Here is a 20,017-nt window from a genome sequence, read left to right on the forward strand (position 1 = left end):
TTTGGTCGGTTGCGAAGCCCCGGGTAGCGTTGCTGACTACGACGCGGGGTGGAGCAGCTCGGTAGCTCGCTGGGCTCATAACCCAGAGGTCGCAGGTTCAAATCCTGTCCCCGCTACGAGAAGATGACCCGCTTCCCAGGTGACCAGATCACCGGGGGAGCGGGTCATCTCATATCCGGATCAGGCGTCGCCCACACTCTGTCTCATCGCGGTCAGCGCCTTGCGCAGACGCGTCACGTCGGTGGACGAACTGCCACGCATCCCGAAGTCGATGGCGGTGAGCGCGCGTGTGGCGGAGTCGACGGTGTCACGTCCCTTGGCCGTGATCGTCACGCATGTGGCCCGCCGGTCGGTCGGGTGAGGGCTGCGCCCGAGGAGCTTTCGTGCCTCGAGCCGGTCCGTCGCCAGTGTCGCGGTCGTGGCGTGCACCATCAGATTGCGTGCCAGGCTCGAGATGAGCCTGGTGCCGTGCTCGGACAGCTGAAGCGTCATGAGCAGTAGGTAGTCGGTCATGTTGAGACCGTGCTTCTTCAGCTCGGAGTCCACGGCGTCGGCCACGATGCGCTGATAACGCAGCAGGGATGTCAGCGCCAAGAAGCGTTGCTCATCGCCGTCGAGTGTCTGATGCTCCCAGTAGTGGCGCGCCCAGTCCACCGGGTCGGTGATGGTGTCCGGTGTGTTCTGCGTGCTCGTCACTTACGTGCCTCCTGTGGCATTGCCCCCTGGTCGACGGCCGAACCGCCTCCGCCGCCGATTGATACATAAAGTCTAGTACTAGAGTTTGACAGAAGTTCAGCAGAGTGCGGCGGTGAACCGCGTGGGAGCCGCCGCCCGGCCGGTTGGTGAGTGGAACGCGCATCGAGCACCGGAGCGACGGGCCCCGATGCTCGATGCGTGATCACAGACGGCGATCATGTCCGGTCTGTTCGGTGCACCGCCGCTGAGGTCGTGGCGGGGCACGTACTGGTGTTGCGACGTGGGTGTGGGGTCGTCTCAGGCCAGGTAGTCGATCATCGCCTTGGTGTCCTTGTAGAAGACATCGATCTCGATGATCTGTTCGTTCTCGAACCGGTAGACCTCGACCATCGGAAGCGTCAGGGTCGCGTCGGCGCCCTCACGCTTGAAAGTGGCGACCTGACGGGTGATCACGTTGTTCTCGTCGACGTCGAAGATGTCGATGTCGCTGACCGTCAGGTGCGCGAGCGAACTGATCTTGGTCATGAGGGCCCGTAGCCCTTCCTTGCCCTTCCACTCCCCGCCGTAAGGCAGCTCGTCTGCCTCCCGGACAACGATGTCGGGGTGGAACGGGTCCGACTGTCCCTCGACGCTCCTGTCGGTGAGATCACCTTTGATGCCGTCGTCGCGAGTCCGAGGGTGCCGCGGACGATCTGGGCTGCGCGTGATGCCATGTTCTTCAGTTCTCGTTGCGTGGGGTGAGCGAGAAAGTGGTGGTTCGGATGCGGTGGCCGTGCGCCTCAGGCGTTCTCGACGCGGTCGAAAGCAAGGCGCAGACGGTTGGGGGCCTGCACCGCTCCGGCCTGGTAGATCGGTCCGGCGTCGGGGCCGGCGGGTCGGACATTGGTCACGCGACTCAGCAGTTCGTCGAAGGCGATGTCGATCTGCATTCGAGCGAAGGTGGCACCGAGGCACCGGTGGGTCCCGTGCCCGAAGGCGAGGTGGCTCTTGCCTTTCCGGTCGAAGTCGAGAATGTCCGCACCGGGGAAGTGCTGCGAGTCCCGATTGGCCGAGGCGTACATGAGCATGAGGATGTCGCCCTTGCTCAGCGCCTGGTCGCCGAGCACCGCGTCGCGGGTGACGATGCGCCGGAGAGCGAGCACCGGTGACTGGTGGCGCAACAACTCATCGAGATCGTTCTTGACCCAGTTCTTCTGCCGCAGGCGGTTCTCCAGCTCCGGGTCACGGGCCAGCGTGCCGGCCCGCGAGCTGAGCAAGACCAACTTCATCAAGGCACTGCACACCGATCCGGGCTGGACCCCGTTGTTCGCCACCTGTGCGGGCGTCGTCGTCAATGTCGGCTCGCCGCTGAGTCACGCGGCGATCGTCAGCCGCGAGCTGGGTATACCGGCCGTTCTGGCGGTCGAGCAGGCGACAAAGCGGATCAAATCGGGAATGCTCCTGACCGTCGACGGTACGACCGGAACGGTGACTGTGCACTGATCATGTTGCACCGCAATGCAATCGGCTCCGCTTCCTTCCGGAGGCGGAGCCGATTGCATGGTGGCGGTCGGGGTTGCGAATACCGGCGAGTCGATGCCTCCCGGGCAAGTTAGTCTATTGACAAATACTCTAGTACAAGACAATCTGAAATTGTTGCACGCACGGCCTCGGAATCTCAGCGAGGTCCCCGAGTGGCGCCCGCCCACGTGGCGGTTGAGGATCGGAGTCGACATTTCCACGATCACGGACAGCACCGACACCACGGCAGAACCTGCCGGTACTCGGCAAACTGTCGCATTGATCCCTCGTCCCGGTGTTGTCGATCTCGTCGACATCGTCGAACCCGATGCGGCGCCGGGGGAGGTCACCGTGGCGATAGACCTCTGCGGGGTCTGTGCCACCGAGGTGCGGGCCTACCTCTCCGGAGGCGGGCACGGGCCGATGCTGTGCGGTCACGAGTGGACCGGTCGCCTGGTCGCGGTCGGCGGGGCCGGTGCGGGCCTGACGGTCGGACAGCGGGTGGTGGTGGGCGTGCCCGACCCGTGCGGCGAGTGCGCGGCGTGCCGGGCCGGGCGGCCCGACTTCTGTTCCTTCGTCATGTCCGTGGCCCGGGGCCGCGACCGACGACCTGAGCAGCCGCACGGCGGATTCGCCCGCCTCCTGACAGTGCCCGCCTATCGGGTCGTGCCCGTCCCCGATGGTGTTTCCGAGGTGGCAGCAGCGCTGGTGGAGCCCGCCGCGGTGGCGTGGCATGCAGTCCGTCGCGGCGCGATCACCGCGGGAGAACGGGTGCTGGTAGTGGGTGCCGGCCCCATCGGGCTGCTCGTGCTCCAGTGCGCACGGGCGATCGGAGCGGTCGACGTCCCGGTCGTCGAGCTGTCCGAGGCGCGCAGGAAGGCGGCGAAATTATCCGGCGCTCAACATGTCTCGGAGTCCACCACCGACCTTGTCGATGAGTACGACGTCGTCGTCGACTGCACCGGAGATCCGGACACGATCGATCAGTCACTCGGTGTCCTGTGTCAGGGCGGCCGGGTGGTGCTGGTCAGCGATGCGGGTTCGGCGACCATCGCCCCCCGGATGTGGCTGGCGAAGGAGGCGTCCATGATCGCTGCCGCAGGCTATACGCGAGCGGAGATCGTCGAGACCCTCGACCTGATCGCAGCCGGCCGCATCCAACCGGAAAAGCTGCACACCCGCACGGTCGGCCTGGGCTCGCTGTCGATCGGCCTGGAGGACCTGGCGGCGAGTGACACGACCGACATCAAGATCATGCTCGACCCGAGGATCAAGGAGAACTGATGAAGATCGGACTGCGCTACGACATGCGTGCGCCGGATCTCGGACCGGGATCGCCGAGTCCCGGCGATTTGTACAAGGCAGCCGTAGAGCAGTGCGTCTGGGCGGACGAGAAGGGTTTCGACACCGTCTATCTGGCCGAACACCACGGGGCCGAGGACAACTACTGTCCGTCGCCGATGATCCTGGCAGCTGCGATCGCGGGTGCCACCGAGCAGATCGAACTGCATTTCTCGGCGCTGTGCATCACGATGCACGACCCACTGCGGCTGGCCGAGGACCTCGCCGTCCTGGACCTCATCGCGGGACCCGGCCGGGTCCTGATCACCGCGGGCATCGGTTACCGGCCACAGGAGTTCGAGATGTTCGGGGTCGATTTCGCCAACCGGGGCAAGGTCTTCGAAGAGAAGCTGGAGGTGCTGCGGACCGCCTGGCGTGGCGAGGAATTCGATCATCGCGGTACTCGCGTCCGGGTGACGCCCCAGCCGGGAACCCCCGGCGGGCCGACCATCTACATCGGTGGGAACGCGAAACCGTCGGCGCGCCGCGCGGCTCGTATGGGCCTGGGATATCGGCCTGCCACCGAAGAGCTTTACCGCTTCTACGCCGAGGAATGCGTCGAGCACGGTCATCCTGAACCCGAGCCCTTTCCCCGGCACGGCCCGGCGTTCGTCTACGTGGCCGAGGATCCGGAGGCCGCGTTGGTGGAGGTGGCTCCGCACGTGATCCACGCCAGCAACATGTATGCGTCGTGGGCGGGTGAGCGAACCAACGCCACCAAGAACGGATACTGGCGGGAGAAGAGCGATCTCGACTCGATCCGGAACGACCCCTCGATGTGGATTCTGAGCCCGGAGGAGGCGGTCCAGAGGCTGTCCGAGCTCGATGACTCCTACGAGTTACGGTTGCATCCACTCCTCGGCGGTCTACCCCCCGAGATGTCCTGGCGCAGTTTGGATTTGCTGGCGGACAAGGTCCTGCCGCGGGTTCGCACCGCACAACCGGTGAGCTGACCTCGCGGACCCGACGATTCGCCCCGGCAGGAGAGTTTCCTGCCGGGGCGAACTGTTGTTGACGGGTCGGCCTCAGAGATCGAGCACGAGCCGCTCGCCCTTGCAGCGGCTGGTGCAGATCATCATGACGTCGTTGGCTGCCTGCTCGTCCTCGGTGAGGTAGTCGTCACGGTGATCCGGTTCGCCGTCGATCACCCGGGTCTCGCATTCGCCGCAGTACCCTTCCTCGCAGGAGAACGGCTGTTCGGGAAGGATCTTCTGGACTTCGCCGAGGATCGTGCCGCCTTCGGGAACGGTGATGGTGACACCGGTCTGGTACAGCTCGACCTCGAAGGAACCACCGCTGTGATCGATCGTGCCGCTCGCGGCGAACCGTTCGAAGTGCAGGCCCCCGAGGTGATCGTGCTTGGTGAACTCCGCGGCAACGGCATCGATCATCGGGCCCGGGCCGCAGGTGTAGATCTCGGTGCCGGCGGGGGCCTGGGCGAGAATGAGCGCGAGGTCGGGATGGCCCCGCTGGGCATCGATCCACAGGTCGACGGACTCACCGTGCGCAGCGAGGGATTCTCGGTAGGCCATCGACGACTCGGTGCGGCCGCCGTACACCAACCGCCACGCGACTCCGCGGCGGTTGGCCTCCTCGACCATGGGGATCATCGGCGTGATGCCGATGCCGCCACCGATGAACAGGTAGGATTCGGCATCGACGAGCGCGAAGTTGTTCTTGGGCGGGCGTACCTCGAAAACTGCTCCCACAGAAGCCAACTCATGAATTTCGCGTGACCCACCACGCCCTTCCTGTTCTTCGAGAACCGCGATCCGGTATGTCTGCAGATCGGCGGTGTCGCCACAGAGCGAGTACTGACGCAAGAGCCCTGAGGGCAGGCGGAGTTCGACGTGGGCTCCGGGCTCCCAGGACGGGAGGTCTCGTCCTGTCGCGTCGCTCAGGCTGATCTGGATGATCCGGTCGGCGACTTCCCGAACGTCGGTGACCTCGAGTTTGAGAAGAGCGACTGTGGTGAACATGCGCCGTCCTATCGGTACTGGTGCCCGGAAACAGAAAACCTGGTGACCCAGGGGGTTCGGAAAATAGTCCTGTGCTAAATAGTCGCAACCCAGACTATTGGGTGTCAAGGCTATTGGGGAAGGTGGCCTTCCCCATCAAGGGCGCGCGCCGGCGTGGCAGATCGCACCGACCGCTATCGATGTGATGTGTGTCATAGGTAGTCGCGTAGGTACTTTTGCGAATGGAAGTACGCGTGCGCGCTCATCACACTGATGAGTGCCACTAAGGAGGCCACAAGATGAACGCAACGCAGTGCAACGTCCTGGAGAAGGTAGCGGTCGACGAGTTGGCCGCGCGGTTCGGCGCCGTGGGCGGCCCGATGTACCGATCTGCGATTCACGAGGCCTCGGACAGCATCACGCCTGCTCTGAGCGGTCTCGTGGAACTCGGGCTCGTCACACCCTCGGTGGATTCCGCGAGCGGATACGGGGTCCGGATCACGCCGGCGGGCGTCGAGGCACTGGCCTATCTCGCCTCCGATGCGGTCTGATCACGACGCCCGGGGGCAGGTCAGGCGTCGCCCTCGGTGGCGCTCATCCATCGAGCGATCTGGGTCCGGGAACGGAATCCCAACTTGGTGAGGATGTGGTCGACATGAGCGTCGACGGTGCGGGGCGAGATGCCGAGTCTGGTGGCGATCTCTTTGTTGGTGAGGCCGTCGGCCACCACCGCGGCAACCTGACGCTCGCGACGGGTGAGTGTCGACTGCCCGGTCGACGACGCGCGCCGGGGCCCTGGGCCCGCGTCGACCCCACGGGCGAGGCGCACCGCGTCGTCGAGCGTCATCTTGCGTCCCTTCGTGCGGACGGCCTCGAAGGCCTCGTCACCCAGGTCGCGCCGTAGACGCCCTTCGACGGTCACGGTGACCGGGCGAAGCGCGGCCTGCGCGAGTGTCATCTGACTGTGCTGACGCCACACGGTCTGCGCGGCGCCGAGCAGCGTCGCCGCACGGACGGGATCATCCACGGCCGCACACCACCCGATCACCTCCAGGCAGACCACGACCATGCCCGGGTAATCGAAGGCGCCGTACAAGTCGATCGCCTCGATCATGAGAGCTTCGGCGGCGGCCGAGTCACCCTGATGCCAACGAAGAATCCCCGTTGGTCCCAGTGCGATTGCCTTGGCCAGGTGCGCTCCGTGCCGATCAGTGTACTCGAGATGGCGGTTGGTGAACTTGTCCGCAGTCTCGGGGTCGGTGATGAACGCATAGAGTGCGGACAAGGCCATGCAGTCCGCGACGAGACCTGGACTCACATCAGGCGCTGCCAGTTCGATTGCCTGCTCGGCGAGATCGAGTGCGCGGAGATCATCGTGGCGCAACGACGCCTCGAGGGCCGCGGCAAAGCGTGCGTCGAACCGGAACTCGTCGGTTCCGAGTTGTCGCCTCAGATCGTCGTGCTCCCGGAGGAATGCGGCGGCGCGGTCTACCTCGCCGATGAGGAGGCCCAGGATGCTTCCGGTGACGAGTGCTTTTGCCCGGACCGGCGTCGGGTCGACCAAACACTTGAGAGCGCGGCTGGACCACTGGAATGCTTCCAGCATGGTCCCCGTCTGTGACCAATACGGGCGCAGGGCGCGCACGATCTCGACGGCTGCAGCCTCCTCCCCGTACTGAGACAGACTGAACGCCAGCGCTTCCCGGATGTTTGCGTGTTCAGCCATGGTGTGCCGGAACCACTCGATGTCGTCGGGACTGCAGTAATCGGTGTCCGAACGCTGTGCAAGACGTAGGAAGTAGTCGCGGTGGCGGATCTTGACGGTCGAGACCTCGGCGGAAGTTTCCAACTTCTCGAGCGCATACTGCCGCATCGGCTCGAGCAGCCGGTAGCGGCGCTGCTGATCCTGAACGTCGTCGACCCTGACGATCATCGACTTGTCCAGCAGGCCGATCAGTTCGCGCAGGACACCGGCGCCGGACGCGAGCGGGATGCAGACGCCCTCCGCGGTCTCCGCGGTGAAACCGCCGGCGAACACCGAGAGTTGTTCCCACACCTGCCGTTCGCGGGCCGAGCACAGGCGATAACTCCAGTCCACGACGGACTCCAGGGTCCGGTGCCGGGCGGTGCGGGTTCGCTCGACAGCGGTCAGCAGGGTGCTGTCGTCGAGTCTCTTGGCGATCTCGGTGGGTCCGAAGATCCTGATGTTCGCAGCCGCGAGCTCGATCGCCAGGGGCAGTCCTTCGAGCTTCCGGCAGATCTCCTCGACGGCGCCGCGATTGTCGTCGGTGATCTGGAAGTCCGGTTCGGCCGCCGACGCGCGCTCCTCGAACAGGAGCATCGCTTCACCCAGTCCGCCGGGCGACCGGACTGTCAACGGACTGACCGGCAGCAGCTGTTCGCCCTCGACGCCGAGCGCCTGCCTACTGGTTGTCATCACCTTGATGGTCCCCGCGGCGGAAAGCAGGCGGCTGACCAGATCCGAGCAGGCGTCGATGAGGTGCTCGCAGTTGTCGAGGACCAGGAGCAGCCGCTTCGTCCGCAGATGCTCCGCGAGGAGACCGAACGCGTCCGGGGAATCAGTGGGTAGCCCGAAGAGTCCGCAGATGGTCTGGGTCAGCAGAGCTCCCTGACGAAGGTCGGCGAGCTCGACGAGCCACACTCCATCGGGGAAGTCGCGACGGACGCCACCGGCCACCGCGGCTGCCAGGCGGGTCTTCCCGACCCCGCCGACTCCGGTCAGCGTCAGCAGGCGAGTGGTTCCCAGGAGATTTCTCGAGCGGATGAGATCCTCACGCCTGCCGACGAAGCTCGTCATCTCCACCGGCAGGTTGCCGGTCGGGCGTGCGGTCATCGAGTCAGTATCTCATTGGACCGACTCGCCTCGGGTCGTGGATGGACGAGACCTGGTCGGAATTCAGTGCGCGGGCACGAGTTCGACCGGCAGTGACGCGATCCCGCGCAGGATGAAGCTCCGGTTGTATCCGACCTCGGTGAGCTCGCCAACCGGGGCGATCCTCTCGACGCGCGAGAGAAGCGTCTCGAGAGCGATGATCGCCTCGCGCCGAGCGAGGTGCATTCCGAGGCAGAGATGCTCGCCGCGACCGAAGGACAGGTGCCGGTTGCGGTCGTTGCGCTCCGAGATCTCGTGCGGGCAGGCGAAGACCCCCGGGTCGCGGTTGGCGGCCGCGTAGATCATGTAGACCATGGACCCGACAGGCAGGTCGGTACCGGCGAGGTTGTGGTCCTCGGTCAGTGTGCGGTACATCCCCTGGGTCGGGGCCTCGAGTCGAAGGATCTCCTCGACGAAGTCGGGAATTCGCGAACTGTCCGCCTTGAGTTCGGCCAACAGCTCAGGAGTGCCGGTGAGCTTGAGAAGGCAGCTGCCGATGAGGTTGGTCGTCGTCTCGTTGCCGGCGACCAGGAACTGCACCAGCATCTGCAGGAGCTCGTCCTCGGTGAGAGGGCGCTCACCGTCGACGCGGGATTGCACCACGGAGGTGAGCAGGTCGTCCTTCGGCTCGCGTTCACGGTCCCCGATCTGCTCGGTGAAGTAGTCGTAGAAGTCGTCGACGGCCTCGAAGAGGTCGATGATCTCCGTGCGGTCGAGATCGTGCGCCCCGACCCCCTGGGTGAACGCGATGGTCCACTGCTTGAAGACCTCCATCTTCGATTCCGGCACACCGAGGATTCTTGCGATGACCGTCATCGGGAACGGGAACGTGAAGTCCTGCACGAGGTCGACCCGCCCCTTTGCGACTGCCGAATCCGCGATGCTCTCGGCGATCTCGGTGATCGCCGGCGCCATCGTCTCGATGCTGCGCGGCGAGAACGCGGCGGTGACCAGTCGGCGCTGGCGGCGATGCTCCGGAGGATCGGAGTTGACCAGAACAGGGGATTGACTCAGCCGCAGCCGACGCGCTGCCTGGTCCCGGGTCGCCTGGGGGTAGCTGTCGTCGGCCACCACGCGCCCGGCCAGCGAGGTCACCGAGGCCGGCCCACTCTGCTGTCGGCTGGAGAAGATCTCCGGCTGCCGCAGGATGGTGAGGACGTCGTCGTACCGGGTGACGACCCAGGCGTTGAGCGCGTCGCTCCAGGCGATGGGATGTTCCTCCTGAAGGGTCTGGTAGGTGGGGAACGGACACTTGCGGGCTTCGGGATCGAGCGCCACCAGCTCGTCGAAGCCGGCTTCCGGCGGAATGGCGGCGGTGGTCGTGGTCGTGGTGGTCATCAGGCGCTCCTTCGTGAACATCTCGGGTATCGGGGACGGGTGAGCGGTGACAGCGAGTCGACGCGTCGACCGGCTACGGGCCTGCCGGGCGACCAGCGTTGCGGGCGGCCGCTTTTCGCTGCCGCCAGGTGTCCAGGTCGGCGTAGTCGCGGACGGCCGTGACGGTGTCGTCGGCCAGCTCGAACACACCGACCACGTCGATGGCTGCCTCGTGGCCGGCGAACCAGAATCGGTCGACCCGTTCCACGAATGCGAGTGGTCCGGCGGCGAGGTGACCGAGTAACTCCCAGCTGACCCGATCGGCATCGGTCAGCGAGGCACGCAACGCCTCGATCACGGCCTCTCGGCCCACCACCGGTGGGTGAGGTACGAGGAACTGGTAGGAGACGTCCTCACTGAGGCAGTTCGCGAGCGCATCGAAGTCGCAGGCGTTGACGGCGTCGAAGAACTCGGTGAGCGGACGAGGCAGATCGGCTGAGGCATTGCTCATCTCACGGACCTTTCGTTCGGGTGCGGACGCGGTCGTTGTGCCGAAGCGTATAGCTCAGTACTCTACCAATCAACTATCGATCAAGAGACTGTTCAGTCCAGGAGGCCCAGGATGACCGAGAAGATCGACCGGGTGGCGGGAGCAGACGTGGACACCGAACGTCACCAGCGGTGGCGCGCAGATGTCGAGCGCGTCTTCGAATCCCGCACGGTGAGATCGCGCGAAGCGTTCGCGCGGGCCCGGCGGCACATCCCCGGCGGGGTACCCGGCGGCCTCGGTTTCATGAGCCCGCACCCGGTGTACTTCGAACGCGCCGAGGGGGCTTACGCCTGGGACGCCGACGGCAACAAGTATCTGGACGTCATGTCCGGTGATTGGCTGCTCCCTCTCGGGCACTGCCACCCGGACGTGTTGGAGGCGACCATAGGTCAGCTGCGACGCGGCACCACTTACTGCTCGCCGCACGTCTCGCTGGGTGCCGATCTGGCCGCCGAGCTCAACCGTCGGTTGCCGTCGATGGAGCAGGTCCGGTTCACCGCCTCCGGTACCGAGGCCACGATGACCGCACTCCGTCTGGCCCGGGCGTTCACCGGCCGGCCCAAGATCGCGAAGATGCGTGGCGGTTACCACGGCACCCATGACCTCTCGCTGATCGCCAACGGACGCTTCGCGGATCCGGGAGCTGTTCCGCCCGGCCTCATCCCGGGTTCGGAGGATGCGGTCGTCCTCCTGCCGTACAACCACGCCGACGAAGCCGAACAGATCATCGTCGGACACGCCGGGGAACTCGCGGCTGTCATCGTCGAGCCGATCCTCGGCGGCACGGGAATGATCCCCGCGACGTCGGAGTTCCTCTCTCGACTTCGTGAGGTGACGAGCCGGTTCGGGATTCTGCTGATCCTCGACGAGGTGGTCTCGTTCCCCATGGGCGAGCACGGCGCGCAGGGGTATTTCGGGGTCGAGCCGGATCTGACCACGCTGGGCAAGTCCATCGGCGGCGGGCTGCCGCTCGCGGCCTACGGGGGACGGGCCGACATCATGGCCCTGGTCGATCCGGTCGTCGATCCGATGACGCAGATGCGCCATGCGACGACCCTGGGCGGTATTCCGGCTACGCTGGCCGCTGGCCTGGCGCAGGTGCGCGCACTGACTCCCGCCGTGCACGACCATCTCAACCGGCTCGGTGAACAGCTCCGCGAAGGTGTGCGAGACATCGGTCGGCGCACGGGCGCGCCACTGCAGGTCACCGGTTTCGCGCATGTCTTCGGAATCCACTGGACCCCTACGCCTGTCGTGGATCTGGAGACCGCGCTCACCTCGGACAAGACGATCACGAATCTGCTCACGACCAGTCTGTACAACCAGGGGATCCTGATGTTCAAGTCCGCGTTGGGCACAGTGACCTCACCGATGACCGACGGTGACGTCGCGATGTTCCTCGAGGCGCTGGAACGTTCGGTGGCCGACAGTGGACTGGCGAGCTGAGGATCGACCAGCGTCGACGCCGAGGTGGCCCGGCGCGCGAAGGTGTCGCGCCGTGTCAGCCGCGGGCGGCGTCGATGAGCGGACCGAGGTCGGCGAGGATCTTCAACCACGCTCGGGGGGTGTCGATCTCGGAACAGAAGTTGGTCTCCACGATGACGCCTTCGAAGCCGGCGGTGGCGCATTCCTCGACGCGCGTGGACATTTCGGGAATGCTGAGCCGTTTGCCCGCGGTGGATTGTTGTGCGACCCGGTAGATGACATCGAGTGGAGCCATTCCGGCCGGACGGCGCGCGTTCATCGAGGCCAGCGAGTTCACGACCGTGTCGATCGGGGCGGATCCCGGATTCCAGAGGTCGAAATCCCTTGCAGTTCTATCGAGTCCCGGCTTCGAGTACATGCCCGACATGAGTCTGGGCGTCGAGATCGGTTTCGGACGCATGACAGCGGGCCCGATCTCGAAGAACTCGCCGCGATGCTCGACCGGATCGTCGCCCCAGCAGGCGCGCAGGGCGGGGACGAAGTCGTCCATGCGACGACCGCGGGTCGTGGGGTCCACTCCCATCGCCAGGTGTTCCTCGACCGACCAACCCACACTCAGCCCGACGACCGTCAGCCGGCCGTTGCTGAGTTGGTCGATCGTTGCCAGGCGATTGGCCAGCTGGGCGGGCCAGTGATTGCCGCCCACCAGGATGCTTGTGCCGAGTTCCATGCGGGAGGTCCAGGTGGAGACGGCGGCGAGTAGTTCGGTCGGAGCCCAGACCGAGCGGTAGGCCTCGGGCTGCACGGGAGCGCTGCCCCCGTAACTCCCGGACTGCTGCAGCGAGTACATGAAATGGTCCTGCACCCAGAGGGAATCGAACCCCATGTCATCGGCTTGCTGGACGAAGTCCCGGAGTAGGCCGGTGGAGACCACGGGTCCCAGCTGGGGGAGTGCCAACCCGATCGTGGTCATGACCTGACCCCGTGAGTCATGCCGGGCCCGGGGACCAGCGCAGGGATCAGCGCCTTCGTCAGAATTACTCGCATGGACGATAATTTATCAGACGACTTGTTCGTGCTGTCCCGGAAACGACGTCAGCCCCGGTCGGGAGACCGGGGCTGACGTGAACTTCGTGGTGCGCGATACAAGGATTGAACTTGTGACCTCTTCCGTGTCAGGGAAGCGCTCTCCCACTGAGCTAATCGCGCGGGTATGTAATTTTCACACATGTGTGGAGGTGGCGACGGGAATCGAACCCGTGTACACGGCTTTGCAGGCCGTTGCCTCACCACTCGGCCACACCACCAGATGCGAGTCGACTCGCGCCGAGCGGATGACGGGATTCGAACCCGCGACCCTCACCTTGGCAAGGTGATGCGCTACCAGCTGCGCTACATCCGCATGCCCACGAGCGATCTTGTGGATCTTGTTGCTCGCGGTGCGTTGAGAAACTTACGCGATGGATTCCGGACTTTACAAATCGCCTGGTCAGGAGCGTGCCGGACAGTGAATTCCCAGCGTGTGATTCATCGTCGGCCCCCGAAGTCGTGGTTGTGACCTGGCACACCCGCGTGATTTGGGAACTCTGCGCAACCCGTGTAATCTTCTGCCTCGTGCACAGGCGCCCCTGTCACAGACATCAGGCGTCCGACACGGTCCCGTGGCTCAGTGGAAGAGCGTCCCGTTCACACCGGGAAGGTCGCTGGTTCGATCCCAGCCGGGACCACAGCCGAAAACCCCGTCGACGTCCTCGACGGGGTTTTCTCGTTTCCGGATCGCGTGGTCCACCCCGTTTCGACGCTGGTCGCCGGACCCTCGGCGTTTCACGTGATCGGGGTCACAGCCCGGGCGTAGTCTCGCCTGGTGGCTGCGCACCCTGCCGTCGACCCGCCGGCATCGACCCGTGCCGCCCCCGCGGTGATCTCACGCCGGGTGATCGGGCTCGCGGCGATCGCCGCCGTTGCGGCCATCGTCTGGCACATCACCGCCTTCCCGATCACCAACCCGTTCTACGGTCTCTTCCAGAACGCCACCGACATCCGCGTCTACCGTGCCGGCGCCGACACCGTGCTCGACGCGCGTTCGCTCTACGACGACCCGGTCCTGTGGCGTCTGCACTTCACCTACCCGCCGTTCGCGGCCGTGGCACTCGTGCCGCTGGCCCTGGTCACCCAGACGGTCGCCAACATCATCTGGTGGGCAGCATGTTTCGCGACGCTCGTGGCCGTCGTCGTGCTGGGACTGCGCAGTCTGAACTACCGACTCGATCGTCGGCTCGGGGTCTTCGCGGTGCTGCTCGCGATCGCGGCGACAGCACTCGAACCCGTCCGTACGACGCTGTGGCTCGGTCAGATCAACATCCTGGTGATGGCGCTGATCCTCACCGACCTCGTGTTCCTCAAGCCGGGTTCGCGATGGCGGGGGATCGGCGTGGGCGTGGCGGCGGGGCTCAAACTCACCCCGCTGTTCGTGGTCGTGTACCTGCTCGTCACCCGTCAGTGGCGGGCCGCGGGTACCGCGTTGGCGGCCTTCGGCGCCACGGTCGTCGTGGGACTGCTGGTCATCCCGTCCGACGCCTGGGCCTACTGGACCCGCCACCTGTTCGACACCGGCCGGATCGGACGTGCGGACTCGCCGGCCAACCAGACGGTGCGGGGCTTCGGCTCCCAGATGCTGGCCCACCTCGACATCCGCCGATTCGCCGAGCGCGGCCCGGCCGGGTGGGTCTTCGACGCACCGTCGTGGTTGTGGGTGCCGGCGGCGCTGGTCGTCGCCGGTCTCGGTCTGTGGGCCGCCGTCGTCGCACACCGGTCGTCGAGGGATCTGCTCGCCGCCACGATCGTCGGCATGACGATGTGCGCCGTCTCGCCGTTCGCCTGGGGGCATCACTGGGTCTGGTGTGTGCCACTTCTCCTCATCACCCTGGATGTGGCACTGCGTCGAGGGCGGTCGCGTCGAACCTGGTGGTACTGGCTCGTCCCGGGTGGTGTCGTCACGGTCACGTTCACCTGGTGGCGGCACTGGTGGGACGGCGGCCCCTACCTGACCTCCGACCACGCGATCTCGTTGGGACTGTTCATGATGCCGCGCGATCCGGATCCGGGCCCGTGGGACCACGCACTGGCCGTTCTCTACGCAGGCTGTTACCCGCTGCTCCTGGGCGTCACGATCGTGGTGACCCTGGTCGCCTTCGCCCGCCCGCGACGGCGGGACCGACCGGCGACCGGATCGTGCTCACCCGGGGAGGTCGCCCCGGTCGCGTAGCCTGGACGTCACTTTTCGCGGACAGGCCTACGAAGCAGGGGACCATGACGACATCGGGGGCGAGCGAGCCGGCCGTCGACCACACAGAGAGCGCGGCGCACCGACCGGAACGGTCACGTGCCAGACGTATCCACATCTGGGCCCGTCACCGTCGCTATGTGGTCCGCACCAACCCGCGGTGGTACGGCACGTATCGCATCATGGTCGGGGTCGTCGGCGCGGTGGTCCTGCTCTGCGGCATCGTCACCATCCCGTATCCGGGTCCCGGCTGGCTCATCGTGTTCCTCGGACTCGGCATCCTGGCCTCCGAGTTCGAGTGGGCACATCGCCTCCTCAAGTTCGTCCGAGGTAAATACGACGCCTGGATGGAGTGGATCGGCAGACAGCACTGGACGGTTCAGGGTGTGTTCTGGCTCGGCACCTGCGCGATCGTTCTCGCCACACTCTGGTTGATCGGCGCGCTCTACAGCGTCGCCGGCTGGGTGAATCTCGACTACAGCTGGCTCGCGAGCCCCATCTTCGGGTGACCGGCACCCACCCGACCACGACCCACCGGCCGGGTCGACGGTAGGGGTGCGCCTCGCGGCGACGGCACGCGGATACCATCGGAGTCGCACACGTCCAGATCCGGACGCGCGGTGTCGCGTGTCCGCCTCACGCCGGACACGTCGACGCGTGTCCGTACCAGAGGACGCGCCCAGGCGCGTCCGCCCGACCCGAGGAGCGCTCACGTGCCCGACGACGTCCAGGTGACCAGCCCCGCCACGATCCGTGTGCCGGCCGGGACGACCGCGGGCACCGCATTGCGCGAGGCCGACCTGCCCAACAAGGGCCCGGAGGCCATCGTCGTCGTCCGCGATGCGGCCGGCGACCTGCGGGACCTGTCGTGGGCACCGGCCGAGGACACCGACGTCGAGCCCGTGGCCGCCAACACCGAGGCCGGCCGCAGCGTCATCCGCCACTCGTGTGCGCACGTCCTCGCGCAGGCGGTCCAGGACCTCTTCCCCGACGCGAAACTCGGCATCGGACCGCCCATCAAGGACGGCTTCTACTACGACTTCGACGTCGCCGAACCCTTCACACCCGAGGACATCACTGCCCTCGAGAAGAAGATGAAGCAGATCATCAAGTCGGGTCAGCGATTCTCGCGACGCGTCTACGAGTCCAAGGACGCCGCCCGCGCCGAGCTGGCGTCCGAGCCGTTCAAGCTCGAACTCATCGACGACAAGGGCGCCGCCGACGACGCCGAGGTCATGGAGGTCGGGGGCGGCGAGCTGTCGGTCTACGACAACCTCAACCCGCGTACCGGCGAACGCATCTGGTGCGACCTGTGTCGCGGCCCGCACGTGCCGACCACCAAGTACATCGCCGCGTTCAAGCTGACCCGTAGCTCGGCGGCGTACTGGCGCGGAGATCAGGACAACGCCGACCTTCAGCGTGTCTACGGCACCGCCTGGGAATCCGCCGAGGCGCAGGAGACCTACCTCGAACTGCTCGCCGAGGCGGAGAAGCGCGACCACCGCAAGCTGGGTGCCGAACTCGACCTGTTCAGCTTCCCCGACGAACTCGGCTCCGGCCTGCCGGTGTTCCACCCCAAGGGCGGGATCATCCGCAAGGAACTCGAGGATTACTCGCGTGCCCGCCACATCGCGGCCGGATACGACTTCGTCAACACCCCGCACATCACGAAATCACACCTCTACGAGGTGTCCGGCCACCTCGACTGGTACCGGGACGGCATGTTCCCGCCCATGCACGTCGACGCCGAATACGACGAGGACGGCACTGTTCGCAAGCCCGGCCAGGACTACTACCTCAAGCCGATGAACTGCCCGATGCACAACCTGATCTTCCGTGGCCGCGGGCGCTCGTATCGTGAACTGCCGCTGCGGATGTTCGAGTTCGGCGCGGTGTACCGATACGAGAAGTCGGGGGTCATCCACGGATTGACGCGCGTGCGCGGCATGACCCAGGACGACGCCCACATCTACTGCACCCGCGAGCAGATGCGCGACGAGCTGACCTCGACACTGCGTTTCGTCCTCGACCTCCTCAAGGACTACGGCCTCGACGACTTCTACCTCGAGCTCTCCACGAAGGACCCGAAGAAGTTCGTCGGGTCCGACGAGGCGTGGGACGAGGCGACCGAGACGCTCGCCGAGGTGGGCCGGGCATCCGGACTCGAACTGGTTCCCGATCCCGGGGGCGCGGCTTTCTACGGACCCAAGATCTCGGTGCAGGCGCGTGACGCGCTCGGCCGGACGTGGCAGATGTCGACGATCCAGCTCGACTTCAACCTGCCCGAGCGGTTCGAGCTCGAGTACACCGCCTCCGACGGTGCCAAGCATCGCCCGGTGATGATCCACCGTGCGCTGTTCGGGTCGATCGAGCGTTTCTTCGGCGTGCTCACCGAACACTATGCGGGCGCCTTCCCGGCGTGGCTGTCACCGGTGCAGGTCGTCGGCATCCCGGTGGCCGAGACCTTCGCCGATCACCTCCGGGGCGTCGTCGAGGAGCTCCGCGGCGCGGGGATCCGCGCCGAGGTCGATTATTCCGACGACCGGATGCAGAAGAAGATCCGCAACCACACCACCGGCAAGGTGCCGTTCATGCTGCTCGCGGGCGAACGCGACGTCGAGGCCGGGGCCGTCAGCTTCCGGTTCCGCGACGGCACCCAGGTCAACGGAGTGCCTGTGGCCGACGCCGTCGCCGCGATCACCCAGTGGGTCTCGAGCCGGCGCAACGAATCCCCGACGAAGGAGCTCCTCGAGTCGGTGCTCGACGAGACGGAGACGGTCGTCGTGGCGGGGGCTGTCGATGACTGAGGCATCCGGGCGGGCGTTCCACGGGACACCCGGCGAGATCCGCGACGCGGGCGTCGGGGTCGGCGACCGTCTCCAGCGGCTCTGGAGTCCGCACCGGATGACCTACATCGCCGACCCGCAGCCTGCGGCGAAGTCCGGTCACCCGTTCCTCGACATCCCCACCATGTCCGACGAGGACGGTCTGATCGTCGCGCGCGGCGAGGCCGTGTACGCGGTGCTCAACCTCTACCCGTACAACCCGGGCCACACGATGGTGGTGCCGTATCGCCAGGTCGCCGACCTCGAGGACCTGACACCGACGGAGTCGGCGGAGCTGATGGCGTTCACCCAGCGCATGATCCGCACGATCAAGACCGTTTCCAACCCGAACGCCTTCAACGTGGGCCTCAACCTGGGTTACGCAGCGGGTGGCTCGCTCTCGGAGCATCTGCACCAGCACATCGTGCCGCGCTGGATGGGCGACGCCAATTTCATCACGATTGTCGGCGAGACCAAGGTCATGCCACAGTTGCTGCGCGACACGCGCGGATTGCTCGCCGAGGCCTGGCAACGTCTGGACGACTGAGTGCACGACGAACGATCAGGTGCGAGAGAAGTGATGGGGAAGGGGATCGGTAGATGCTGAGCATTCTGGGCCGGGCGTCGGTCTCCAAGGTGACGCTCCCGATCGGCCGGGCACTGCTGCGGACCGGTTTGACCCCGGACATCATCACCGTCGTCGGCACCGTGGCCGGTGTCGCGGCGGCACTCACCTTGTTCCCGATGGGCCATCTGTTCATCGGCACGCTGATCATCTGGCTGTTCGTCATGTTCGACATGCTCGACGGCGCCATGGCGCGGGCGCGCGGGGGCGGGACGCGTTTCGGCGCGGTGCTCGACGCGACCTGCGACCGGATCGCCGACGGCGCGATCTTCGCCGGTCTCGCGTGGTGGTGCGCCGTCACCGAGCCGCACGACCTGTTGCTCGTGGCGACCCTGATCTGTCTGGTCACCTCCCAGGTCATCTCCTATGCCAAGGCGCGCGCCGAGGCGAGTGGTCTCTACGGGGACGGCGGACTCATCGAACGCCCGGACCGGCTCGTCATCGTCCTCGCCGGAACCGGCCTCACCGGGCTCGGTCTCTGGTGGGCGGTGCATGTGGCGATGTGGCTGCTCGCGGTCGGCAGCGTGATCACCGTCGGGCAGCGGATGTGGTCGATCTCCCGGTCGCCCGGCGCACGCGATCTGATCCCCATCAAGAACGCCGAAGCCGAAGAGTCCGGTGCGGGAGGGGACACCGACGCGGGCTCAGACGGGCCGGTACCCCCGGCCGGGCAGCGATGACCGACATCGGGGCGCTGGCCGCCGATCTCGGATACCGGGCGGGCTGGGCCGCGGTGCGCCGCGCGCCGGAACGACCCGTGCGGGCCCTATTCGACCGGGCCGGGGCGTTCGCCGGCCGCCGCAACGGCGGCCCCGAACAGTTGCGCCGCAATCTCGCGCGCGTGGTCGGCGTCGAACCGGCCCGGGTACCCGACGAGTTGCTCGCCGACGCGATGCGATCGTACGCACGGTATTGGTGTGAGGCCTTCCGACTGCCTGCTCAGGATCGGGCGACGTCGGCCTCGACCGCGACCCTGCCCGCCGAGGACCGCGCCCGGCTCGACGCCGCGGTCGGCCGCGGCAAGGGAGTGGTCCTGGCGCTGCCGCACACCGGCAACTGGGACATGGCCGGAGTATGGCTCGTGCAGAACTACGGCTCGTTCGCCACGGTCGCCGAACGCCTCCAGCCCGAGTCGCTGTTCAACCAGTTCGTCGCCTACCGCGAATCGCTGGGCTTCGAGATCTTCCCGCTGAGCGGCGGTGAGCAGCCGCCCTTCGGACTGCTCGCCGAGCGTTTGCGCGCGGGCGGGATCGTATGTCTTCTGGGTGAGCGCGACATCGCCCGTCACGGGGTGCCGGTCACCTTCTTCGGTGAGCGCACCCGGATGCCCGCGGGATCGGCCCGGCTGGCGATCGAGACCGGCGCCGCCCTCCTCCCGTGCCACCATTGGTTCTGCGAGGCCCCGCGCTCGATGATGTCGGTGGGGGAGGAGATCGACGTCACCGGTGGTGTCGAGGCCGCCACCCAGGCCCTCGCCGACGCCTTCGCCGCCAACATCGCCGCACATCCCGCGGACTGGCACATGCTGCAACCGTTGTGGGAGAACGACTGGACCGACCGGCAGCGCGCACGCGTGAACCAGGCCGGGACCACTCGATGACCGG

General features: G+C 66.3%; 18 protein-coding genes, 5 tRNA genes and 1 pseudogene. 13 read left to right on the forward strand and 11 right to left on the reverse strand.

Annotated elements, in window-relative coordinates; genetic code table 11:
* Nucleotides 1-42 precede the first annotated feature (42 nt).
* Nucleotides 43-116 (forward strand) — tRNA-Met (locus H1R19_RS10940).
* Between the two features lie 64 nt (nt 117-180).
* Here H1R19_RS10940 and H1R19_RS10945 read toward each other — a convergent pair.
* The 3 genes from H1R19_RS10945 to H1R19_RS10955 form a co-directional block, all read right to left on the reverse strand.
* Nucleotides 181-696: a MarR family winged helix-turn-helix transcriptional regulator gene (locus H1R19_RS10945; RefSeq protein WP_219851413.1), complete on the reverse strand. Its 516-nt coding sequence runs from the start codon at nt 694-696 to the stop codon at nt 181-183.
* Nucleotides 697-993: 297 nt separating this feature from the next.
* Nucleotides 994-1,479, reverse strand: coding sequence for a nuclear transport factor 2 family protein (locus H1R19_RS23205; RefSeq protein ID WP_244970981.1), 486 nt, complete (start codon nt 1,477-1,479; stop codon nt 994-996).
* Nucleotides 1,476-1,964 carry a cytochrome P450 gene (locus tag H1R19_RS10955; RefSeq protein WP_244970942.1) on the reverse strand — a complete coding sequence of 163 codons (489 nt, stop codon included), beginning with the start codon at nt 1,962-1,964 and terminating at the stop codon, nt 1,476-1,478. Before H1R19_RS10955 ends, H1R19_RS23205 begins: the two co-directional genes overlap by 4 nt.
* A gap of 13 nt (nt 1,965-1,977) precedes the next feature.
* On the opposite strand from H1R19_RS10955, the pseudogene H1R19_RS23210 reads away from it, so the two are divergent.
* The 3 genes and pseudogenes from H1R19_RS23210 to H1R19_RS10970 form a co-directional block, all read left to right on the forward strand.
* Nucleotides 1,978-2,178: pseudogene (locus tag H1R19_RS23210) on the forward strand (PEP-utilizing enzyme); the annotation flags it as partial.
* A gap of 297 nt (nt 2,179-2,475) precedes the next feature.
* Entirely contained in the window at nt 2,476-3,480 is a 1,005-nt protein-coding gene (locus H1R19_RS10965) for a zinc-dependent alcohol dehydrogenase (RefSeq protein ID WP_219851417.1), read from the forward strand.
* Entirely contained in the window at nt 3,480-4,490 is a 1,011-nt protein-coding gene (locus tag H1R19_RS10970) for an LLM class flavin-dependent oxidoreductase (RefSeq protein ID WP_219851418.1), read from the forward strand. Before H1R19_RS10965 ends, H1R19_RS10970 begins: the two co-directional genes overlap by 1 nt.
* A 72-nt stretch (nt 4,491-4,562) precedes the next feature.
* On the opposite strand, the gene H1R19_RS10975 is transcribed toward H1R19_RS10970, so the two are convergent.
* Nucleotides 4,563-5,516, reverse strand: coding sequence for a PDR/VanB family oxidoreductase (locus H1R19_RS10975; protein WP_219851420.1), 954 nt, complete (start codon nt 5,514-5,516; stop codon nt 4,563-4,565).
* A 278-nt stretch (nt 5,517-5,794) separates the two neighbouring features.
* Here H1R19_RS10975 and H1R19_RS10980 point away from each other — a divergent pair, with 278 nt between their 5' ends.
* Nucleotides 5,795-6,046: a hypothetical protein gene (locus H1R19_RS10980; RefSeq protein WP_219851422.1), complete on the forward strand. Its 252-nt coding sequence runs from the start codon at nt 5,795-5,797 to the stop codon at nt 6,044-6,046.
* A 20-nt stretch (nt 6,047-6,066) separates the two neighbouring features.
* Here H1R19_RS10980 and H1R19_RS10985 read toward each other — a convergent pair whose 3' ends face one another.
* The 3 genes from H1R19_RS10985 to H1R19_RS10995 all read right to left on the reverse strand — a co-directional run bounded on the left by H1R19_RS10985 (nt 6,067) and on the right by H1R19_RS10995 (nt 10,216).
* The gene (locus tag H1R19_RS10985) at nt 6,067-8,349 is read right to left on the reverse strand and encodes an ATP-binding protein (RefSeq protein WP_219851424.1); all 2,283 of its coding nucleotides are present in this window, start codon (nt 8,347-8,349) and stop codon (nt 6,067-6,069) included.
* A gap of 63 nt (nt 8,350-8,412) precedes the next feature.
* Entirely contained in the window at nt 8,413-9,726 is a 1,314-nt protein-coding gene (locus tag H1R19_RS10990; RefSeq protein ID WP_219851426.1) for a cytochrome P450, read from the reverse strand.
* 73 nt (nt 9,727-9,799) lie between these two features.
* A complete protein-coding gene (locus H1R19_RS10995) occupies nt 9,800-10,216 on the reverse strand; it encodes a nuclear transport factor 2 family protein (RefSeq protein WP_219851427.1) in 417 nt (138 codons plus the stop codon).
* Between the two features lie 111 nt (nt 10,217-10,327).
* Between H1R19_RS10995 and H1R19_RS11000 the strand changes: the two genes are divergently transcribed.
* On the forward strand, nt 10,328-11,701 hold the full coding sequence (locus H1R19_RS11000; RefSeq protein WP_219851428.1) for an aspartate aminotransferase family protein: 1,374 nt from the start codon (nt 10,328-10,330) through the stop codon (nt 11,699-11,701).
* Nucleotides 11,702-11,756: 55 nt separating this feature from the next.
* On the opposite strand, the gene H1R19_RS11005 is transcribed toward H1R19_RS11000, so the two are convergent.
* From H1R19_RS11005 to H1R19_RS11020, 4 genes are all read right to left on the reverse strand, one after another.
* Nucleotides 11,757-12,653, reverse strand: coding sequence for a TIGR03619 family F420-dependent LLM class oxidoreductase (locus tag H1R19_RS11005; RefSeq protein ID WP_219851429.1), 897 nt, complete (start codon nt 12,651-12,653; stop codon nt 11,757-11,759).
* A gap of 161 nt (nt 12,654-12,814) precedes the next feature.
* A tRNA-Val gene (locus H1R19_RS11010) sits at nt 12,815-12,889 on the reverse strand.
* Nucleotides 12,890-12,913: 24 nt separating this feature from the next.
* A tRNA-Cys gene (locus H1R19_RS11015) sits at nt 12,914-12,987 on the reverse strand.
* 22 nt (nt 12,988-13,009) lie between these two features.
* A tRNA-Gly gene (locus tag H1R19_RS11020) sits at nt 13,010-13,082 on the reverse strand.
* 253 nt (nt 13,083-13,335) lie between these two features.
* Here H1R19_RS11020 and H1R19_RS11025 point away from each other — a divergent pair.
* The 7 genes from H1R19_RS11025 (at nt 13,336) to H1R19_RS11055 (ending at nt 20,013) form a co-directional block, all read left to right on the forward strand.
* Nucleotides 13,336-13,407: transfer RNA gene (locus tag H1R19_RS11025), tRNA-Val, on the forward strand.
* Nucleotides 13,408-13,544: 137 nt separating this feature from the next.
* A complete protein-coding gene (locus H1R19_RS11030; protein ID WP_244970943.1) occupies nt 13,545-14,945 on the forward strand; it encodes a glycosyltransferase 87 family protein in 1,401 nt (466 codons plus the stop codon).
* Nucleotides 14,946-14,989: 44 nt separating this feature from the next.
* A complete protein-coding gene (locus H1R19_RS11035) occupies nt 14,990-15,472 on the forward strand; it encodes a TIGR02611 family protein (protein ID WP_219851430.1) in 483 nt (160 codons plus the stop codon).
* 204 nt (nt 15,473-15,676) lie between these two features.
* Nucleotides 15,677-17,770, forward strand: a complete 2,094-nt coding sequence (thrS, locus tag H1R19_RS11040; protein WP_219851431.1) for a threonine--tRNA ligase — start codon at nt 15,677-15,679, stop codon at nt 17,768-17,770.
* Nucleotides 17,763-18,335 (forward strand): ATP adenylyltransferase, encoded by a 573-nt coding sequence (locus H1R19_RS11045; protein ID WP_188329175.1) that lies wholly within the window; start codon nt 17,763-17,765, stop codon nt 18,333-18,335. The genes thrS and H1R19_RS11045 overlap by 8 nt, the downstream gene beginning before the upstream one ends.
* A gap of 53 nt (nt 18,336-18,388) precedes the next feature.
* Nucleotides 18,389-19,093: a phosphatidylinositol phosphate synthase gene (pgsA, locus tag H1R19_RS11050; protein ID WP_188329176.1), complete on the forward strand. Its 705-nt coding sequence runs from the start codon at nt 18,389-18,391 to the stop codon at nt 19,091-19,093.
* Nucleotides 19,090-20,013, forward strand: a complete 924-nt coding sequence (locus tag H1R19_RS11055; protein ID WP_219851432.1) for a phosphatidylinositol mannoside acyltransferase — start codon at nt 19,090-19,092, stop codon at nt 20,011-20,013. The genes pgsA and H1R19_RS11055 overlap by 4 nt, the downstream gene beginning before the upstream one ends.
* Nucleotides 20,014-20,017: the final 4 nt, after the last annotated feature.

It is taken from the genome of Gordonia jinghuaiqii (assembly GCF_014041935.1).
GTDB classification, from domain to species: domain Bacteria; phylum Actinomycetota; class Actinomycetes; order Mycobacteriales; family Mycobacteriaceae; genus Gordonia; species Gordonia jinghuaiqii.

What these genes read in the sequence shown, in the direction of transcription:
- H1R19_RS11005 (WP_219851429.1), bottom strand. Translation starts at nt 12,653, where the DNA reads ATGACCACGATCGGGTTGGCACTCCCCCAGCTGGGACCCGTGGTCTCC.
- H1R19_RS10980 (WP_219851422.1), top strand. Translation starts at nt 5,795, where the DNA reads ATGAACGCAACGCAGTGCAACGTCCTGGAGAAGGTAGCGGTCGACGAG.
- H1R19_RS10955 (WP_244970942.1), bottom strand. Translation starts at nt 1,964, where the DNA reads ATGAAGTTGGTCTTGCTCAGCTCGCGGGCCGGCACGCTGGCCCGTGAC.
- H1R19_RS11055 (WP_219851432.1), top strand. Translation starts at nt 19,090, where the DNA reads ATGACCGACATCGGGGCGCTGGCCGCCGATCTCGGATACCGGGCGGGC.
- H1R19_RS10990 (WP_219851426.1), bottom strand. Translation starts at nt 9,726, where the DNA reads ATGACCACCACGACCACGACCACCGCCGCCATTCCGCCGGAAGCCGGC.
- H1R19_RS11000 (WP_219851428.1), top strand. Translation starts at nt 10,328, where the DNA reads ATGACCGAGAAGATCGACCGGGTGGCGGGAGCAGACGTGGACACCGAA.
- H1R19_RS11045 (WP_188329175.1), top strand. Translation starts at nt 17,763, where the DNA reads ATGACTGAGGCATCCGGGCGGGCGTTCCACGGGACACCCGGCGAGATC.
- H1R19_RS10970 (WP_219851418.1), top strand. Translation starts at nt 3,480, where the DNA reads ATGAAGATCGGACTGCGCTACGACATGCGTGCGCCGGATCTCGGACCG.
- H1R19_RS10985 (WP_219851424.1), bottom strand. Translation starts at nt 8,349, where the DNA reads ATGACCGCACGCCCGACCGGCAACCTGCCGGTGGAGATGACGAGCTTC.
- H1R19_RS10975 (WP_219851420.1), bottom strand. Translation starts at nt 5,516, where the DNA reads ATGTTCACCACAGTCGCTCTTCTCAAACTCGAGGTCACCGACGTTCGG.
- H1R19_RS11035 (WP_219851430.1), top strand. Translation starts at nt 14,990, where the DNA reads ATGACGACATCGGGGGCGAGCGAGCCGGCCGTCGACCACACAGAGAGC.
- H1R19_RS10995 (WP_219851427.1), bottom strand. Translation starts at nt 10,216, where the DNA reads ATGAGCAATGCCTCAGCCGATCTGCCTCGTCCGCTCACCGAGTTCTTC.
- pgsA (WP_188329176.1), top strand. Translation starts at nt 18,389, where the DNA reads ATGCTGAGCATTCTGGGCCGGGCGTCGGTCTCCAAGGTGACGCTCCCG.